We start from the raw sequence: 15,760 nt of genomic DNA on the forward strand, positions 1-15,760 counted from the left end.
TTGTTGGCATGGCTTATGCACCTTTAAACGTAATCTTTGTAAATTATTTTTTATTATGAGCGAATTTAATCTAAGCCATCATAAAAGGGCATTGCTATTTGGGCAGTTTACTCCGCCTCATATAGCGACAACCCAAGCGGTTGATCCCTTTTTAGGAAATCAAACTGCTGATTTTAAGCCACCATCGCCACAAATCAATAAATTGACAATTGCACTTGCGATTGTTGTAGTTGCACATTTTGGCATTTGGTTTATTGCAAAACAATTGCCAACTCAGGCATTGGAAATTAAAAAGCCAGAACCTGTTGTGATTGAAATTGTTAAACCAGAAGAACCACCTAAAATTATTGAACCTAAAATTCCACCAGTAACACAAAAACCTAAAATTCCACCAGTTGTAGAAAAACCTAAGCCTGTTCAGAAACCAATTGAACAACCACAACCAAAACCCGTTCAAAAACAAGTAGAGCAGGCAAAGCCAGCGGAAAGACCTACTGAAAAAACAGTCGCTCAACCCGCTCTTGAACCTACGGTATCGAAAAGTGTTGTAACTGACTCTAAGCCTGCTGAACCTGCGGCGAAATCAACTGATGACAATTTGCCAGTAACGGATGCGAAAGGATATGCAGGTTATTTAAGTAACCCTGCGCCAGATTATCCAGAGCAAGCTTTAGAGAGAGGTTGGGAAGGTTCTGTATTACTTCGAGTAAAAGTTGCTCCAAACGGTAGCCCTGAAAGTGTAACTATTAAGCAAAGTAGTGGCAAAAAAGTGCTAGATAATGAGGCTTTACGAACGGTGAAAGGTTGGAAGTTCTCCCCCGCATTAAAAGGTAAAACTCCAGTCGAAGGTTGGGTTGATGTCCCTCTACATTTTAAATTGCCGAAATAAATTTTGATATATTAAATAGGATAAGGTTATGTCTGATATTAATTCTTTGATTCATGATGCAACAATTTGGTTATTGGTTGCATTTTCTATCGTAACTTGGGTTTTGATTGTCGTAAAAGCAATACAAACCAATAAAGCTGCAAAGCAAAGTAAAACATTTGTTGATGAGTTCTGGACAGCAAAGAGTCTACCTGAAGCAATTGATAAAGCTGAAAGTGGCGAAGGTCCTACAGCCCGTATTGCAAATGTAGGCTTTAATACGCTGATTGAGGCAGATGAAAAAACGCATCAAGATTTACAACAAACCTGGAGCCGTCAAGATTTACTTGAGCGCCATTTACGTAAACAAATTTTGACTGAACGCCGTCAGCTTGAAAAAGGATCTGCATTATTGGCATCGATTGGTAACAATGCGCCATTTATTGGTTTATTTGGTACGGTATTTGGGATTATTAATGCACTACAAGCCATTGCTAAAACTGGAAATGCAAGTATGGATGTTGTTGCAGGACCAATCGGTGAGGCATTAATTGCAACAGGAATTGGTATTGCTGTTGCTGTTCCAGCAGTCCTAGCTTATAACTACTTCGTGCGTAAAGTGAAAACTATTGGTGCTGATCTTGATGATTTTGCAACCGATTTCGTTAGCTTAAATCAAAAAGCAGGTTTCCAATTAAATCCAGTTAAGCCTAAAACTACACCTAAAATTGTGGAAAATGAACCACAAGGAAAAGATGTTAAAGAAAAAGGAGCATATGCATAATGGCCATTTCTACCTCTCAAGAAGATGATGTTGTTAGTGAGATTAATATCACGCCTTTAGTCGATGTTATGTTAGTTTTACTGATTGTATTTATTGTTACCGCACCATTATTAACGAATTCGGTTAAAGTTAATTTGCCTAAAGCTGCACCTACACAAACAACGGATCAAAATAAAGCCTTAGTGGTGAGTGTGAATCCAGAAGGAGAGGTGTTTTTAGATAAAGAAAAAGTAACTTTAGCAAATTTTGAGCAAGAGATACAAAATCGTAAAAATGCAAATAGTCAACTTGCATTAAATTTAAATGCAGATGAAACGGTTCCTTACGGAACAATTGCTAAATTATTGGCAAGTATTGAACGTGTTGGCGTCGATAAACTCTCGGTCGTCACCGTGCCAGGGCAGTAAAGTAATTAAGTATTGAAAATAAAAAATGCTGCAAATGCAGCTTTTTTTATGTCTATTCAATTAATCGCTCATGATTTTTTCAATGTAAGAAAATTAAGTGGAAAAATATCACTTGATTTGGAAATGAATTTAACGCTTGAACTTTAGGGTAAAGTTACATGTTGCAATTTAAACAAAAGTGTTTGAAATATTGTTTAATAGTCAGCATTTTATTTACTTAAGTTAAATAAAATAAAACATAATATATTGATAATAAATAAAAAAAATAAATGGCACAGTTGTTGCCATATAAAACTCTATTGGGTACATATGGAATAAAAATGTTTAATTTAACAAAAATCAAGCAAGGCATTTTAACTGCAATATGGGGCGTTACAACAGGGGTTTCAACGTATACATTTGCTGCAAATGAAACTGAAAGTTCTGCCTATGAACAGAATCAAAGGGCTGAAGTTGTTGCTGAAAAAGATGTAAAAAAACTGGGGGAAGTTATTGTAACTGCACAATTTCGTGCACAAAATATTCAAGAAGTACCTACAGCCATTACATCAATTTCTGGTAAAGACTTAGTCGCAAAAGGGGTTACCTATATTGGGGATGCTATTAAATTTGCACCCAATACATCAGCGGAAAAAACGGATGGAGATAGTCGACCACGATGGTATATCCGTGGCATAGGTACAGGCGATGTTTCTGCGTCGACTGTATATCCTGTGGGTATTTATGACAATGGTGTGTTTTTAAATTCACCTATTGCAGGTGCAGTTGATTTATATGATTTACAGCGAATTGAAGTTTTAAGAGGTCCTCAAGGCACACTGTATGGAAAAAATACGACCGCAGGTGCTGTAAATATCATTGCAAATAAGCCTAATTTTTCAGATAAGCCGAATGGTTATGTAACTTTTGGTATTGGGGATTATAATTTAAGAACTTATGAAGGCGCACTTAACGGTAAGATTACAGAAAATATTGCTGTACGTGGTTCATTCTACTCTGAAAATAGAGATGGGTATGCCACAAATATTGCCAGTGGAAAAAGTTTTGGAGATGTCGATAAGACAGCTTATCGCTTACAAATTTTAGATAAAATTAATGATGATTGGACGGCATTACTTAATTTACACAGTCAAACTTATAACGGTGTAGGAAATAATGGTTCTTTAAGCGTTGGAAAATATTGGGGTATTTATGAGCGTCCACACGGTCGAGATACAGATCTTGATTTAGAGGGAAGTCAAAAAATTACGCATGAAGGAGCATCTTTAACGTTAAATGGACGTCTAAATGATGACTATACCTTCACTTCAATTACTGCTTTTGATAATACAAAACAATCTACGATTAGCGATGGAGATTATACTCCTTATGATATCGCTAGAGGTTATGGTAATAATCAGTGGAAACAGTATTCTCAAGAATTTCGTTTAGCATCAGATCCAAGCAAGCAATTAAGTTGGATTGTGGGAACACATTTTTTTAATGAGAAGCTTGATGCATTAAGCGCAACAGCGCGAGTAAATAAGTTATTACCCAATGGGGCAAATGCTCAAACTGCATCGACACCAGCGTATTCTAATACCAATTATACGCAAAAGAATCGAAGTGTCGCATTATTTGGTAATAGTACATATAAATTAACGGATAAATTTAAGGTAACCGGTGGACTGCGCTGGACGTGGGAAGATAAGGATTTAGACCTTAACTTAATTCAAATTACCACCGGTGATTATAGTAAAGGGGTTTGGTGGAAAGCGAATGCATTTTCTAATCCACAATATAATTTAAATCCTGGTGCAAACGGTTCGACGAATCGCAAAAAAAATTGGAGCGAGTTTACCTACGATATTACACCTGAATATCAACTGACTCCAGATATCAATACATACTTTAGATATGCTCACGGCTTCCGTTCAGGCGGTTTTAATACTGGTTTATCGGGTAATTTAAACCAAGTTTCAATTGTGAACCCAGAATATTTAGATAGTTATGAATTGGGAATTAAATCACAGCTATTAGATGGGAACTTAATTGCCAATGCCAATGTGTTTTATTATGACTATAAAGATATTCAAACCAACTTATTGGTTTCAACACAAGGACAGGCTGGTGGTGTAACGTCTGTATTAACCAATGGACCAAAAGCAAAAATTAAGGGTGCTGAATTAGAATTAGATTATTTAGCAACGGATAACTTACGGTTACGTTTATCAGGGGCGTATTTAGACAGCGAATACACAAGCTTTGTAGACCGTAATCCTGTTACGAATGTCGTAAATGCAGATAATACGGGCAATAGTCTCGTGCGTTCTCCGAAATATACCTTTGGTATTGGTGGAGAATATACCTTCGAATTAAATAGTGGCGGTCGAATTGTCATTGGAACCGATGCAAACTATCGCGATCGTGTCTATTTTGTCGTAAATCGCCAAGACCATCATGTTGATCCAATTTTAAGCCAAAAAGCCTATGCACTTTGGAATGCAAATATTGGTTACTACACAGCAAATAATAAATATCAAATCAATGCATATGTGAAGAACCTATTAAATGAAGAATATCAGGTACATGGTCGTCCAAATGGTCCAGTAGGTCAGTATGTTTTAACGTATGGTGATCCAAGACAATTGGGTGTTTCTGTAACTGCTAAATTTTAAATAAAGAGATCAAGATCATGGCAATTGAATTTTTCACGCGTTTACCATTACATGGGGAAACAGAATATTTACCTGGTGATCCACGAAATCGTGGCGATTGGAGTAATATTCCAGACGTAGAAAACACTGGTGCAGTTTCAAATTATGATGTTGGCGATGATTTTACATATATCGATTATTTGAGTCAGATTGCACGTGCTGCAGAAATTAATGGTTTTGCTGGTGCTTTGATGGTGAATGCACCTACGGGTGAAGAGCCATGGACAGTATGTTCACTTTTAGCAAGAGAGACTAAAAAATTAAATTTTGTGACCGCATTTCAACCGTATCATTTTAGTCCATACAATGCAGTACAAAGTGCAGCAACTTATCAGCGCGCAACAGGTAACCGTTTAGTGTGGAATATTATTAATGGGGGTTCTGAGATTATCCAGCGTCAGGTCGGTGATCATACACCACACGATGATCGTTATGAACGTGCCACTGAGTTCTTAGATGTGGTCAAAGGTTTTTGGAATAATGCATCTTTTCATTATCAAGGTAAATATTATTCGGCAGAAGGCGGTGGACTGAAATATCCACTCAACAAAGCACAGTTACCTATTATTTGTACAGCTGGTTCATCTGAAGCTGCACGTGAGTTCGGTGCCAAACATGCAGATTATTATTTAATGCGTGCAGAGAAGCCAGATGAAATTAAAGCTTTAATTGCAGATGTTCGAAAACGTGCTGAAAAATATGGTCGTGGTCATATTAAATTTGGTTTATCTATTGATACGATTGCACGTTATACAGAACAAGAAGCTTTAGCAGAAGCACAACGTTTCTTAGACGATGCAGCAGAGAAGAAACGCCTGCATGCAGCGGCAGCTCATACGGGTTTAAGATCAGCTCGTACCTTAAGTTTTGAAAAGGAATATGTTGAAAAAGAAGGGAGTCAAAATGTAAATGACTTCTTTATCTATCCAAATGTTTGGTCGGGTTTTGGGTATATTGGTATTCCACCAGGCGTGGCTTTAGTGGGAAGTTATCAGCAGGTTATTGAGAGAATTCAAGAATATAATAGTCTGGGAATTGATTTATTCTTCTTAGCCGGTTATCCGCATTTGGAAGAAGCGTATCGATTGGGTGAACATGTATTGCCTTACTTTAAACAGCAGCGTCAGAAGCTACAAAGCATCACAGAAACTGTGAAAGCGCTGATTGCTTAAAATGTTTCTGAGGTAAATTGATGATTCTGGGCTTATTCTACCACGCATTATGCAGTTGAATAAGCCTAGGTCTAAACGATATCGCACACGCATTAAATAACTAGAATTATTACTTTATATTTCATTTAATTATTTTTCACTTTCTCTAATGGTTTAATGTCTTTTAATTTCTATAGAACAGATAAAAAGCTAGTTAAAATATGATTAGTGAAGAGAGTGCCCTATGCTTACAGGGGCAATATTCTGATAGAGATTTCCTTATATAGTAATAAACCTAACTATTTTGATGGTTTTCTGGTTGATATATCATCTTGTGGGATGGTGTTTCGAGAAAACTGAATTATAATTTTATTAATGAATTTTATTTATTCGGCATATGTCTGAACTCTCCCAATATTTTGCTCAAAATAAGTTTTGTATATTAGTTGAATATTTAGCATCTACGCGCATATTTCCAGTTCGAACTAGTTTGGCTGATTTTCCTACAATGATGACTTTGGCAGATCGGGTACATTCTGATGATGATCTTGTACCATTAGAGGCCGCAAAACTTTACTCACAACATAGTGAAAAAGTACTGCATTATGCAGGTAAAGGGCGGGATATTGCTGAGTTTGAACTTTTTCTTAAAAAAGCGAAGTTACAGAATATTCAAAACGTATTACTTTTGTCAGGTGATAAATTAAAACAACACCAAAGTGGTACTCACTATACTGAACGGACACGTTATTTAGAGTCTGTGAATGCAGTAATGGTTGCCAAGCAACAAGGTGGCTTTTGTATTGGCGTAGCTTTTAATCCCTTTAAATATGCAGAAGCAGAGCGAGATGCACAATATTTAAAATTGCATAAAAAAATTAAAGCGGGGGCTGATTTCATTATCACGCAACTTGGTTATGATTTAGCCGCATTGAAACAGGCAAAGCAGTTTTTAAATCAAAATCACTATTCACAAAAAATGTTAGCTTGTGTCATGCCGCTTAGTTTGGCACGTGCTAAATTTATGTTAAAACAAAAAGTTGCTGGAATTGTGATCACACCTCATATGTTGCAAGTATTAGAAAAAGAAAAACAAATTGGATTAACAGATCGAGTTTATCGTCGCTGTGCATTACAGATTTTGCTTTGTAAGCGTTTAGGTTTTTCGGGAGTTCACCTTTCAGCTTGTTATCAACCTGAAGAACAATTGAAATTAGAACAGTATATTCATGAATATCAGCACTTAGATTTTCAAGCATGTGAAAAATTATGGAATGATTTATGGGAAGTTGCCACGGGTAAAGAGTTTGAGCCTGCATTGGTATATTTTTCTAAACCTGCAAGATCAACGGAAATCCTTAAATATCAACATTTACATTTCCTCCATGAGACCCTGTTTAATTCACGATTTGGACGTGGTATTGGTCAGTTTATTTTTGACCACCAATTTTGGAATAAAAAAATTGCTATCCAGAGCCTATTAAAAACTGAACTTATGAGTAAGCATCGTATGGTGGGCTGTGAAAGTTGTGGACAATGTCGTTTGGGAGAGACCTTGTATATTTGTCCTGAAACATGCCCAAAGGGGTTAGCCAATGGTCCTTGTGGTGGTACAACCTTAGATCAATGTGAGTTTGGTGATCGTGAATGTATTCACTCCGTCAAAGCCCGTTTAGCAAAAGCGGTACAACAAATTGATATCTTAAAAGATGAATTGATTCCAACTGTACCCATTGAAATGAGAGGAACCAGTTCTTGGAAAAATTGGTATATACACCAGAGTTAAATATTAATGCGGATATTTAAGTATAGAGAAAAGAGTGTGTGGTTCGATCAGGTTAAAAGTCATGAGAGGGCATATATGGAATCATATGGATGAAGTGGGCGTGTTGAATCGTTGAGAGATCTTTAAATTAACCTTTAAAGACCTCTGACAATTCACCTGATTTGTTTAGATCTCTATACCATAATAATGACAATCGGTTCAGATTGTAGTGTTTATAAGATCAGTTTTTAAGGGTCTAGATATGATTTCTTGGTTATTTTCGATTATTCCAGATTTCTTTAAGTGATAATAAATCATCAGGCGTGACATGAATGACACCTTTTCCAGGAATATCAATTTCAGCAATAATAAAAAGTGCTGAGGTAATGAGAAAAGGTAAAATTAAAATGAGAAGATTCATTCCTTGCTCTTTACGCGCGTTGTATCCAATCAGAAAATTAGAAACTACCGCGAAGAAAATAAGTAAACCCCATACGATCGTTGGAATTTGATAACGCCAACTCACTGTTGTTTTTTCTTGAGAAATATATAAGTCATTATAAGCAGTAAGTACAGAAGCAGTGACTGGATTAGGTATTTTACTCGCTTCTATCACGGCAATGTCCCAGAGCTCATTTTGTTTTTCTATTGAAATAATTCGCCAATTTTTATTTTCTTCAGGGCTTTTTGCTTTAAAAAACTCAATTCGCGCATCTAAATATTCATGTAATAATTTCTCAGCTTCTTTTTGTTGTGATGGTGCCAAAATTTGAGTACGCTGTAGCGCAGTACCAATGACGACCATTTCATTTTCTTCAGTTTTTTGTCGATCATTGTAGCCACCTATTGAAATTGAAAGAACAAATCCGATAAGTAAACCTAATAAAGATAAAATTGCACCAAGAACAATCTTGGCTTGATCATCATTAAATTTAATTCGATGATTTTTTAGAATATATTTCCCAGCATATGCTGAACAGCTTAATATAAAAAAAATGCCCCAAAAAATATATGCAGAATTCACTGGTAATTCATCTAAAAATTGTTGGATCCATGACATACTTTCTGTCCTTTGGGGTGTTCCAAATGTCGATTATTAAAAAAAGAAGCAGTCCATTTTCATCCAGTAGTATTTAAATATCTGAAAATAGAAGTTGAGTTTTATTCGCTTCATCGTTGAAGTTTAAGTATAAAGAAGAACCACAATAAACACGATCACAAATAAAATTGTCCTTACGATATTGATGATAAAAACAGCATTTATACAATACAAATGAATTAAGTTTTAGATAAATACCTATTTTTATACTTTCTTGCACTGATTGGATAATTCTTGCAGCTTTTGGACAGTTGTTTATCGCCTTTCTAAGACATGATAACGGTCATAGTTAGGTCTAGAGTTGATGAAATGGAAGGTCAATATATTGATGTAAAAACTGAGACAGGGAAATCATTTACTGCCTATTTAGCCGTTGCAGAAGGGGGAAAGGGACCAGGGATTGTACTTTGTCAGGAAATTTTTGGTATTAATGCAGCAATGCGTGCTAAAGCAGATTTTCTTGCAGAAGAAGGTTATACCGTATTGGTTCCAGACTTATATTGGCGTACAGCATCTGGTATTGAATTGGGTTACACCGAACAAGATTTTCAAAAAGCGTTTGAGCTTTATGAAAACTACGATGAAAACTTGGGCGTAGAAGATATTGCCGATGCTTTAAATTATCTTAAAACATTAGATAGTTGTGATACCAGTACGGGATTAGGCGTTATTGGATATTGTTTAGGTGGAAAACTGGCCTATCTAGCAAGTTGTCGTATTCCAGAGGTGGCTTGTGCAATTAGTTATTATGGTGTGGGCATTGACAAAGCCCTCAATGAATTAGCCAATGTGAAAGGTAATCTGGTCTTACATCTTGCTGAATTAGATAAATTTACACCGCCAGAAGCACAGCAAGCAATATTAGCTACAGCGGCACAATATCTGAATGTTGATGCTTATGTTTATGAAGGTGTAGATCATGCCTTTGCTCGACCAAATAGTGAATATTATCATAAGCCATCTGCACGTTTCGCACATGAGCGTAGTGTTACGGCACTACATAAAACCATTGGTCCTGTATACGATTTAGTTCAGCTTTGGGAAGAACATATTCGTCATGAGTTTGATACGCGGGATGTACCTGCCACAATGGCAACTATGGTTGCACAACCTTATGTGAACCATATCCCAACATTAACGGGCGGGGTTGGGTATAGCCAACTTGCTCGTTTTTATCAATATCACTTTGTTCATCAAAATCCAAAAGATATGAAGATTACTTCAATTTCACGCACCGTTGGTTCAACGCAGGTGGTCGATGAATTCATCATGAGTTTTACCCACGACAGAGAAATTGATTGGTTACTACCAGGCGTAGCACCGACAGGAAAATATGTTGAGATTCCAATGTTGGGGGTCATCCAATTTCGTGGTCCAAAATTATGCCATGAACATATTTATTGGGATCAAGCTTCGGTATTAGTACAAATTGGATTATTAAATCCTAAAGGGTTGCCTGTTGCAGGCGTTGAGACAGCACAAAAATTATTAGATGAAGCCTTACCATCAAATACTTTAATGCCGTCATGGTCAAGCAGTGAAGCTAAGCCGATTTAACGATTAGGAGTGAAATATGGACATTCAGTTGAATCAAAAAATTGCCGTGGTGAGTGGTGGAGCAACGCTAATTGGTCAGGCTGTTGTACAGGCACTGGTCAATGCAGGTGCTCAGGTGATTATCTTAGATATCGCAGAACAAGGACAGCAAGTCGCTGAGGCGATGCAGGGACAAGCAAAATTTATTCAGACTGATTTAAGTAGTGATGTTGCGATTGCACGTGCTGTGAAAATAATTCATGAGGCGCATGGAAAAGTTGATTATTTGGTTAATTTAGCATGCACCTATTTAGATGATGGTTTTAAATCATCACGTGCAGATTGGTTACAAGCATTAGACATTAATTTAGTTTCAACTGTGGAATTAACACGCGCATTTTATGACGATTTAAAGATGAATCGTGGCGCGATTGTAAATTTCACTTCAATATCTGCCAAATTCGCTCAAACAGGGCGTTGGCTTTATCCTGTTTCTAAAGCGGCAATACGTCAATTAACACAGTCTATGGCAATGGATTTTGCAGTGGATGGAATTAGAGTTAATTCAGTATCACCCGGTTGGACGTGGTCAAGAGTCATTGCTGAAGTGAGCGGAAATAATCGAAAAAAAGCAGATGCTGTTGCCGCTGACTATCATTTACTTGGGCGCTTAGGGCATCCAGAAGAAGTTGCGAATGTTGTACTGTTTTTACTTTCACCTGCTGCCAGTTTTGTGACAGGTGCAGATTATGCAGTTGATGGAGGCTACTCCGTCATGGGACCAGAAGGGAATCAAGCTGCTATTCCACGCTTAGCGAATGAAGCGTAATAGCACAAAAAAACTAAATAATTTAAGGGATATAGGAGTACGCATGATGCGTCGTATAGCAATAGTAGGTGCAGGTCAATCAGGTTTACAGCTCGGTTTAGGATTATTAGATACAGGCTATGATGTAACCATTGTCACCAATCGAACAGCCGATGAAATACGTCAAGGCAAAGTTATGTCAAGCCAATGTATGTTTCATACTGCGCTACAAACAGAACGAGAGGTTGGACTAAATTTTTGGGAAGAGCAGTGCCCAGCAGTTGAAGGTATTGGATTTACCCTGGTGAACCCAGAAACGGGAGAAGCTGCATTTTCATGGAGTGCACGTTTAGAGCGCTATGCCCAAGCAGTGGATCAACGAATTAAAATGCCCTATTGGATGAATGAGTTTGAACGTCGCGGTGGCAAGCTGATCATTCAAGATGTGGGGATTGATGAACTTGAAGAGCTGACAGATGAATATGAGTTGGTTCTATTGGCTGCGGGTAAAGGTGAGGTGGTTAAGCAGTTTGAAAGAGATGAAGAGCGAAGCACTTTTGATAAACCGCAGCGTGCGCTTGCACTTACCTATGTCAAAGGGATGACACCGATGTCCCCTTATTCACGAGTTGCTTTTAATATCATACCTGGCGTGGGTGAATATTTCTGCTTTCCTGCCTTAACAGTGACGGGTCCATGTGAAATTATGGTATTTGAAGGTATTCCTGGTGGTCCAATGGATTGTTGGCAAGATGCTAAAACGCCAGAACAGCATTTACAAGTGAGTAAGGACATTTTAAATAAATACTTACCTTGGGAAGCAGCACGTTGTAAAAACATTGAAATGACTGATGATTGTGGATATGTATCGGGGCGTTTCCCACCAAGCGTGCGAAAACCTATATTAACGTTAGCTTCTGGTCGTAAAGTTTTTGGTATGGCAGATGCCTTAGTCGTCAATGATCCAATTACTGGGCAAGGCTCAAACAATGCAGCTAAATGCAGCAAAGTATATTTTGATGCAATTTTAGCGCATGGTAATCAAGAGTTTACAGATGAGTGGATGCAAAAAACATTTGAACGTTATTGGTCATATGCGGAAAAAGTAGTGGCATGGACCAATAGTCTTTTAGTTCCACCACAACCACAAATGATCGAAATTTTAGCAGCTGCTAGTCAGAATCAGACGATTGCATCCAATATTGCCAATAATTTTGATGATCCTCGTAATTTCTCACCTTGGTGGTTTGATCCAGAGCAAGCACAGCACTTTATTAAGTCGAAAGATTGTAAAAAAGTAGCATAACAAGGAGGCAATGTGAAAGATGAATGCCATGAATATGAATACCTTAAGCACGCAAGATTTAAAACCAATTGATCGAGAAAATCCAAGAGAGATTCGAAATTTATTAGGACAATTTGCAACGGGCGTTACCGTCATTACAACACGTGGACAAGATGGGCGAAAGATTGGAATGACAGCCAATTCATTTTCTTCATTGTCATTAGATCCCCCTCTTATTTTGTGGAGTTTATCGAAGAGTGCGCCAAGTTTAGCAGACTTTATGCAAGCAGAATATTTTGCAATTCATATGCTTGCTCAGGAACATCACTCACTTTCAGGTCATTTTGCACGTGGCTCAGACGATAAATTTTCGGGTATTGCTCACCGAGAATGTGAACGTGGTTTACCACTACTCGAAGATGTTTTAGCAACATTGATATGTAAAAATATTAACCAATATGAAGGCGGAGATCACCTTATTTTTATTGGGCAAATAGAACATTATCAACAACGTCATGGTGATCCATTGGTATTTCATGCAGGAAAATATCGAATTGCAGCAGAACATCCAGAATTAAGTACTTAATAATTTTAATCACGGTCAATTTTGATCGTGATTTTTTTTCAGGGAATGAAAATGAAAAGTAATGTAATGAAAAGAAGCTTTCTTGCAAGTAGTGTTATGTTGATGTCCGTTGCAGTCCATGCTTATGACTTACCGACTGTTAATTTAGGAATGACCAGCTTTTTAGATGGTGGTTTACCCGCAGGGACAGGTTGGTATTCGCAAACTTATTTTCAAAACTATGATTCAAGTAAATTAATGAATAATCAAGGGAATAAACTACCTTTGCCTAAAACGAATTTAAAGTATCAAGTGATTGTAGAGCAAATTAGTTATATGTCTAACATTCGTGTGGGAGAAAAGGCAGCTTTGGGTTTGAATTTTTTGCTTCCATTTGTCAGTAAGATGGATATGAATGATGGCTTAAATCATGCTGCAATAAAAGCACAAGGTGGTTTTAGCGATATGATGATTGGACCATTTATTCAGTTTGATCCGATTATGGGGGAAAATGGGCCGAAATTTGTGCAACGGATAGAACTTCAAGTTAATTTACCTACAGGAAAATATAGTCGAGATAAAAATATTAATCCGAGTAATAATGCTGTTTCAATTAACCCTTATTGGGCGGCAACTTATTGGTTTAATCCAAAGTGGACCGCTTCAACACGTTTACATTATTTGTATAACTTTAAAAATAATGATCCAAATTATACTTTTGGTCATGCAGATAATATTCAAGCTGGGCAAGCATTTCATGCAAATTTTGCAACTGAATATGCTGTTACCCCTCAATTACGCTTAGGTATTAATGGTTATTGGTTAAAGCAAATTACAGATACAAAAGTTGATGGGGAACAACAAAAAGGATCACGTGAACAAGTATGGGCCATTGGACCTGGTGCTATGTATAGTTTCTCTCAAAATGATCACTTTGTTGCGAATGCTTATTTTGAACAAAATGCAAAAAATCGTCCTGAAGGAACACGTGTACAAGTGCGTTATATTCATCATTTTTGATTTCTAAGTGATGATTATCAAATTAGGATTGACCTATTTAAAGAGATTTAAATAGGTTTTTTATGGTGATGAATATAATAAAAATAAAAAGATTATCTACTTATATATTGATTTTAAATTATCTTCGTAATTTAAATTTAATTTTTAAATGGATGGCGACGCGTACGAGAAGGAAGTTCTCCATAGCGGCGTTTATATTCTTGAGAAAAACGTCCTAAATGTGTAAATCCCCATTTAAAAGCTACATCTGTAACCGAGATTTGTTCATTTTGCATGAGTTCAAGATGTGCTTGTTCAAAGCGAAGTTCTTTTAAATATGACATAGGGGTTGTATTAAGAAAACTTTTAAATCCTGTAAATAATGTTCGGACACTGACACCAGCATGCTCAGCCAATTGCTCAATGGTCAGTGTTGTATGTAAATGTTCTCGCATAAAAGCTTCAGCACGTTTGATGAAATAGGGAGAGACTGCTTTTTTATCCTGATGTTGAATATGGTGGAGTAAATTATTTTCTTGACCATAAATGAGTGCATTAAAAAGACCCGATTCAAACTGTTTAAAAGCCATTGGATGATGTAAAGGGTGATGTTGATAGGATAAAGCATCAATTAATGTTTTTATTAATTGTAAAAAGTAGGCACCACCTTGGGTTGAGAAATCTAATTTAGGTTCAAAAATAGGTAAATGATGATGAACATTTGGCATATGCTGGCGACAGTGCTGTAAAAGATCGTCCTTATTTATTTTTAAAATAAGTTGAGGGGAGTTTGCATGCCAACGCATTTTTAAGGATTGGTCGGGAGAAATTAATGATGCAACTTGTGTATAAGAAATAAATTTTTGCTGATTAATTTCAATTTCTGCATAACCTTGCATTGGAATTTGAATTAAATAAAACTGTTCTAGATGATCAGGTTCAATATATACATCTGCACCATATTCAAGGCGACTTAGAGATAATCGCCCTGCATTAATGTGGTACATAGAGGAAAAAAAATCATGTTCTTGCTGAACTATTTTTAATAAATGGGGTTTAAATATTTGCCCAACACTTTTACAGGTTTCATCTAAGTCTTGGTGTTGAAAGATCAAATTATGTGGAGAAAAAATGGCACATTGCTGTAAATGACGACCATTTAATTCTAAAGTAGGATCAATCTGACTCATACAAATTCCTTTTGATTAGTTTGCAGATAGACGATAAAGAGGAAGAAAATAGACTAAAAGATGAAAAGGCTATTTAAAACTTTGTATTCTGTGATCGATTGTGTATATAAATTTCTAATAAGAATATTAAGTTGTTTGATCACAGGTATACGGAACTCTTTATAACGATCTTACTCCTTAAGATCTAAGATAATTTATATCAAATTTGAATAAAATGAACAATTTATTTTTTATATGCCTACGCCTGTATTTCAGTATCCACTATTTTAAATATTGATTATTAAAATGATTTAGATAAATAGAGTTGAAAAATAAATATGTAAAATGAATGATTTAAATATGATAAATATATTTAATGTAGGTTTTTAGATTAATTAATATTAATCAATATAATTATGTTTTTTATTTTAAAACTATAATAAAATGTTGGTATTTGTTATTAAAAATAGCATATAGGTATGAATTTTATTTCAGCACAGTCATGCACGATACCCCTATGTTTAAATCAATGATATTAAATGATGGAAACTCAGTTATTTTGAGAAAGAATCCAACTGGTCCAGATACTATTGAAATTCAGAAAACTAATAGTAATAAAGTTATGGAG

General features: G+C 36.2%; 13 protein-coding genes. 11 read left to right on the plus strand and 2 right to left on the minus strand.

Annotated features, from left to right (window positions below; all coding sequences use genetic code 11):
* The first annotated feature begins 55 nt into the window (after nucleotides 1-55).
* The 6 genes from B9T31_RS13480 to B9T31_RS13505 all read left to right on the plus strand — a co-directional run bounded on the left by B9T31_RS13480 (nucleotide 56) and on the right by B9T31_RS13505 (nucleotide 7,692).
* A complete protein-coding gene (locus B9T31_RS13480) occupies nucleotides 56-889 on the plus strand; it encodes an energy transducer TonB (RefSeq protein ID WP_086182463.1) in 834 nt (277 codons plus the stop codon).
* 28 nt (nucleotides 890-917) lie between these two features.
* On the plus strand, nucleotides 918-1,652 hold the full coding sequence (locus B9T31_RS13485; RefSeq protein ID WP_086182464.1) for a MotA/TolQ/ExbB proton channel family protein: 735 nt from the start codon (nucleotides 918-920) through the stop codon (nucleotides 1,650-1,652).
* The gene (locus B9T31_RS13490; RefSeq protein ID WP_086182465.1) at nucleotides 1,652-2,059 is read left to right on the plus strand and encodes an ExbD/TolR family protein; all 408 of its coding nucleotides are present in this window, start codon (nucleotides 1,652-1,654) and stop codon (nucleotides 2,057-2,059) included. Before B9T31_RS13485 ends, B9T31_RS13490 begins: the two co-directional genes overlap by 1 nt.
* Nucleotides 2,060-2,379: 320 nt before the next feature.
* The gene (locus B9T31_RS13495; protein ID WP_086182466.1) at nucleotides 2,380-4,716 is read left to right on the plus strand and encodes a TonB-dependent receptor; all 2,337 of its coding nucleotides are present in this window, start codon (nucleotides 2,380-2,382) and stop codon (nucleotides 4,714-4,716) included.
* Nucleotides 4,717-4,733: 17 nt separating this feature from the next.
* The gene (locus B9T31_RS13500) at nucleotides 4,734-5,927 is read left to right on the plus strand and encodes an LLM class flavin-dependent oxidoreductase (RefSeq protein WP_086182467.1); all 1,194 of its coding nucleotides are present in this window, start codon (nucleotides 4,734-4,736) and stop codon (nucleotides 5,925-5,927) included.
* Between the two features lie 376 nt (nucleotides 5,928-6,303).
* On the plus strand, nucleotides 6,304-7,692 hold the full coding sequence (locus tag B9T31_RS13505) for a methylenetetrahydrofolate reductase C-terminal domain-containing protein (protein ID WP_086182468.1): 1,389 nt from the start codon (nucleotides 6,304-6,306) through the stop codon (nucleotides 7,690-7,692).
* Between the two features lie 253 nt (nucleotides 7,693-7,945).
* Here B9T31_RS13505 and B9T31_RS13510 read toward each other — a convergent pair whose 3' ends face one another.
* Nucleotides 7,946-8,731: a hypothetical protein gene (locus B9T31_RS13510; protein WP_086182469.1), complete on the minus strand. Its 786-nt coding sequence runs from the start codon at nucleotides 8,729-8,731 to the stop codon at nucleotides 7,946-7,948.
* 348 nt (nucleotides 8,732-9,079) lie between these two features.
* Here B9T31_RS13510 and B9T31_RS13515 point away from each other — a divergent pair, with 348 nt between their 5' ends.
* The 5 genes from B9T31_RS13515 to B9T31_RS13535 are packed head-to-tail and all read left to right on the plus strand — an operon-like array spanning nucleotide 9,080 to nucleotide 13,984.
* Nucleotides 9,080-10,327: a dienelactone hydrolase family protein gene (locus tag B9T31_RS13515; protein ID WP_086182470.1), complete on the plus strand. Its 1,248-nt coding sequence runs from the start codon at nucleotides 9,080-9,082 to the stop codon at nucleotides 10,325-10,327.
* A gap of 16 nt (nucleotides 10,328-10,343) precedes the next feature.
* Nucleotides 10,344-11,135: an SDR family oxidoreductase gene (locus B9T31_RS13520; RefSeq protein WP_086182471.1), complete on the plus strand. Its 792-nt coding sequence runs from the start codon at nucleotides 10,344-10,346 to the stop codon at nucleotides 11,133-11,135.
* 46 nt (nucleotides 11,136-11,181) lie between these two features.
* Nucleotides 11,182-12,420 carry a styrene monooxygenase/indole monooxygenase family protein gene (locus tag B9T31_RS13525; RefSeq protein ID WP_086182472.1) on the plus strand — a complete coding sequence of 413 codons (1,239 nt, stop codon included), beginning with the start codon at nucleotides 11,182-11,184 and terminating at the stop codon, nucleotides 12,418-12,420.
* Between the two features lie 34 nt (nucleotides 12,421-12,454).
* On the plus strand, nucleotides 12,455-12,985 hold the full coding sequence (locus B9T31_RS13530; RefSeq protein WP_086182517.1) for a flavin reductase family protein: 531 nt from the start codon (nucleotides 12,455-12,457) through the stop codon (nucleotides 12,983-12,985).
* A 51-nt stretch (nucleotides 12,986-13,036) separates the two neighbouring features.
* The gene (locus B9T31_RS13535) at nucleotides 13,037-13,984 is read left to right on the plus strand and encodes a SphA family protein (protein ID WP_086182473.1); all 948 of its coding nucleotides are present in this window, start codon (nucleotides 13,037-13,039) and stop codon (nucleotides 13,982-13,984) included.
* A gap of 137 nt (nucleotides 13,985-14,121) precedes the next feature.
* Here B9T31_RS13535 and B9T31_RS13540 read toward each other — a convergent pair whose 3' ends face one another.
* Complete coding sequence (locus tag B9T31_RS13540; RefSeq protein WP_086182474.1) at nucleotides 14,122-15,153, minus strand: AraC family transcriptional regulator; 1,032 nt, start codon at nucleotides 15,151-15,153, stop codon at nucleotides 14,122-14,124.
* Nucleotides 15,154-15,760 lie beyond the last annotated feature (607 nt).

Source organism: Acinetobacter sp. ANC 4558, from assembly GCF_002135375.1.
In the GTDB taxonomy this organism is placed as follows: Bacteria; Pseudomonadota; Gammaproteobacteria; order Pseudomonadales; family Moraxellaceae; genus Acinetobacter.